This is a genomic window from Sphingopyxis sp. RIFCSPHIGHO2_12_FULL_65_19 (assembly GCF_001830555.1).
Taxonomy (GTDB): Bacteria; Pseudomonadota; Alphaproteobacteria; order Sphingomonadales; family Sphingomonadaceae; genus Sphingopyxis.
In genome coordinates, this window is the sequence record NZ_MIAM01000038.1 from 1 (window position 1) to 3316 (window position 3316).

Consider the following 3316-nt stretch of genomic DNA (forward strand, 5'->3'; position numbering starts at 1 on the left):
TTCCTGTCCGTCGGGGCTTTGCAATACCGGCCCCGGTCCCTAAAGCGCCGCCGCATTAGCGAAAGGGTGCGCGTTGGTCGAGTTACTTCCATTGTCGAATATCGAGCTGCAAGTGGTCGAGGATCTGCTCGACGCCGCTTTTGGATCGGATCGCTTCGGACGAACCGCCTATCGCATCCGCGAAGGTGCGGATGCGGTGCCCGAACTCAGCTTTGCCGCGGTCGAAGACGACGCGCTGGTCGGTACGATCCAGTGCTGGCCGGTGGCGCATCGTGCAGCGGACGGCACCGTCACCCCGCTGGTGATGGTCGGTCCCGTTGCAGTGCGCCCAGACGCGCAGCGCGGCGGCCACGGCCGGACGCTGATGGCGCATATGCTGGACGCGGCGCAGACCAAAGCGGACGGCGGGCTGATGATGATCGGCGACCCCGAATATTATGGCCGCTTTTTCGGCTTCGCCGCCGACGCGACGGGCGAATGGGAACTGCCCGGCCCGTTCGAGAAACGCCGCCTGCTCGCGCGGGCAGTGAACGGGCACGGTCTGCCGACCGGGGCGGGAATGATCGGCCCGAGGTAAGTTTCCTCTGGCCTGACTCGACTTGCGCGGCGCGTCCGCTCCCCTATGTCGGATATATGGTCACCCCTGCGCCGTCGCTTCCCAAGGAATTTTCGCAGCTCTCGTTAGCCGAAGCGGCCGAACTGCTCGCGGCGCGCAAGCTGCCGCCGGTCGAGCAATGGCATCCCGACCGCACCGGCGACAGCTTCATGGAAATTCGCGCCGACGGCAGCTGGTATCATGAGGGCGGGCGGATCAACCGGCCCGCGATGGTCAGGCTGTTTTCGACGATCCTGCGGCGCGAGGCCGACGGCGGCCATGTCCTCGTCACCCCGGCCGAAAAGCTGAGTATCCTTGTCGAAGACACGCCCTTCCGAGCCGTCGAGATGAAGAGCGAAGGCGAGGGGGCGGCGCGGACGCTCGTCTTTCGCCTCGATACCGACGATCTCGTCATGGCTGGCGCTGACCATCCGCTCAGCTTCGGTAGCGACGCCGACAATCCTGACCCGCGGCTGCATGTGCGCGGGCCAATCGGCAACGGGCTGGAAGCTCGCATCGACCGTGCGCTTTATTACGAGATCGTCGAAATGGCGCTCGCCGAGGGCGCCGATCATCCAGCGATCTGGTCGAACGGCTCGCGCTTTCCATTGGTCGACGCCTGATGCTTTCGGAGAAATTGCGCACCGCGCTCGACAATTTGCTGCCCGATGTGGGCGAAGACGAGGCGTATCTTGGCACCCCGACGCTGCGCGATGCCGCGGTGCTGATTGCCTTTACCGACCGGCCTGATCCTGGCGTGATCCTGACCCAGCGGCCGCAATGGTTGCGCAGCCATGCGGGGCAGGTCGCCTTTCCCGGCGGCAAGGTCGATCCCGGCGATCGCGACGCAATCGACGCGGCGCTGCGCGAAGCCGAGGAAGAAATCGGCCTCAACCGCCGCGACGTGATGATTGCCGGCGTGACCGAGCCCTATCGGTCGGGCAGCGGCTATATCATTACGCCGGTGCTCGGCGTCATCCCGCCCGACCTGTCGTTCGATCCCAACCCCGAAGAGGTAGAAGACTGGTTCGAGGTGCCGCTCGACATCCTGTTCGATCCCGACAATTATGCGCGCCAACAAGCGAATTGGCAGGGACACGACCGCCACTATTATGACATGGATTGGCAGGGGCGGCGGATCTGGGGCGTGACGGCAGGCATCATCATCAATCTGGCGCGGCGTTTGCCGGCGGGCTGGCACCGATGACGCGGCTGCCCGACGCCGACTGGCGCACTCGCCCGGGCTTGCGGCGCATCATTGCCGCGCTGATGGCCGATGGCGGCGCGGTCAAGGTCGTCGGCGGGGCGGTGCGCGATACCTTGCTCGGCCTTCCGGTCACCGATATCGACCTGGCGACCCCCCTGCTCCCGCCAGAGGTGACGCGGCGGCTGGCGGCGGCGGATATCAAGGTGATCCCGACGGGCATCGCGCACGGCACCGTCACCGCGATCGCCAGCGGCGACCATCATGAAATCACCACGCTGCGCCGCGATGTCGAAACCGACGGACGGCGCGCGACAATCGCCTTCGCCGACGACTGGCGCGACGATGCCGCGCGGCGCGATTTCACGATCAATGCGCTCTATGCCGACCCCGATACCGGCGCGGTCGACGACTGGTTCGGCGGTCTCGCCGACCTTCAGGCAGGGCGGGTCGCGTTCATCGGCGATGCCGCGACGCGCATCGCCGAGGATCATCTGCGCATATTGCGTTTTTACCGCTTTGTCGCGCGGTTCGGTCATGGCGCGCTGGACGCGACCAGCCATGCGGCCGTGGTGACGGCGCGCCAGTCGCTCAAGAGCCTGTCGCGCGAACGCATCGCCGACGAATTGCTGAAAATCCTGACGCTGCCCGATCCGCGCGCGATCGTCGGACGGATGGCGGCCGACGGGATATTCGCGGTGCTGTTGCCCGAACTCGATACGGGCTTTGCCGCCGCGCTCGACCGGCTGATCGCGAATGAGGCGGCGGCGGGGGCGGCGATCGCCCCGTTGCGCCGCCTTGCAGCCTTGCTTCCTGCCGACGCGGCCATCGCCGAACAGGTGGCGAGCCGACTGCGCCTGTCGACGCGGCAGCGCAAGCATCTCGCGCTGCTCGGGGGGAGCCGCGGCGACGTGATCCGGCCGGTCCGCCAACTCGCGCACAGCGTGGGTGTCGATGCGGCACGCGATATACATCTGCTGGCAGGCGACCCCGCGGCGGTGCAGGCGCTATCGGGCTGGGCGGTTCCCGAACTGCCATTGAAGGGCGGCGACATTGTCGCGCGCGGGATTGCTGCCGGCCCGGACGTCGCGCGCATCCTGAAGGCGGTCGAGGCCGAGTGGGTGGCGGAAGATTTTCCGGATGCGACCAGAGTCGCCGAGCTGGTCGATCAGAAGATCGGCCGCGTAAGCGACTGACGCCAATAATCGAGCGCAGCGATGCTATCCATCGGCCGCGCAAACAGGTAACCCTGCCCGAAATCGCAGCCGAGCGCCGACAAAAGGCGCGCCTGGTCGGCAGTTTCGACACCTTCGGCCGTGGTCCGCATCCCCAGCACCTCGGCAAGGCTCTGGATCGTGCGGACGATTGCCACCTTGTCGCGATCATCGACCATATGTTCGACGAAGCTGCGATCAATCTTGAGCACGTCGATCGGCAGTCGCTGGAGATAGGCAAGGTTGGAATAGCCGGTGCCGAAATCGTCCATCGCGACGCGCGTGTCGAGCGCCTTCAGCTCG

Annotated in this window: 5 protein-coding genes; 4 read left to right on the forward strand and 1 reads right to left on the reverse strand. The window is 66.2% G+C overall.

All coding sequences use genetic code 11. From position 1 onward, the window contains the following. Positions 1-73: 73 nt before the first annotated feature. Genes A3E77_RS11310 through A3E77_RS11325 form a run of 4 tightly spaced genes read left to right on the forward strand, consistent with a single transcriptional unit; the run spans position 74 to position 2995 of the window. On the forward strand, positions 74-577 hold the full coding sequence (locus tag A3E77_RS11310; RefSeq protein ID WP_458574442.1) for a GNAT family N-acetyltransferase: 504 nt from the start codon (positions 74-76) through the stop codon (positions 575-577). Positions 578-633: 56 nt separating this feature from the next. After that, entirely contained in the window at positions 634-1218 is a 585-nt protein-coding gene (locus A3E77_RS11315; protein WP_293645942.1) for a DUF1285 domain-containing protein, read from the forward strand. Continuing rightward, positions 1218-1802, forward strand: coding sequence for a CoA pyrophosphatase (locus A3E77_RS11320; RefSeq protein ID WP_293645944.1), 585 nt, complete (start codon positions 1218-1220; stop codon positions 1800-1802). Before A3E77_RS11315 ends, A3E77_RS11320 begins: the two co-directional genes overlap by 1 nt. Beyond that, positions 1799-2995: a CCA tRNA nucleotidyltransferase gene (locus A3E77_RS11325; protein ID WP_293645946.1), complete on the forward strand. Its 1197-nt coding sequence runs from the start codon at positions 1799-1801 to the stop codon at positions 2993-2995. The genes A3E77_RS11320 and A3E77_RS11325 overlap by 4 nt, the downstream gene beginning before the upstream one ends. Here A3E77_RS11325 and A3E77_RS11330 read toward each other — a convergent pair. Continuing rightward, on the reverse strand, positions 2968-3316 hold a 349-nt coding region (locus tag A3E77_RS11330), incomplete at its 5' end, for an EAL domain-containing protein (RefSeq protein ID WP_293645948.1). The genes A3E77_RS11325 and A3E77_RS11330 overlap by 28 nt on opposite strands.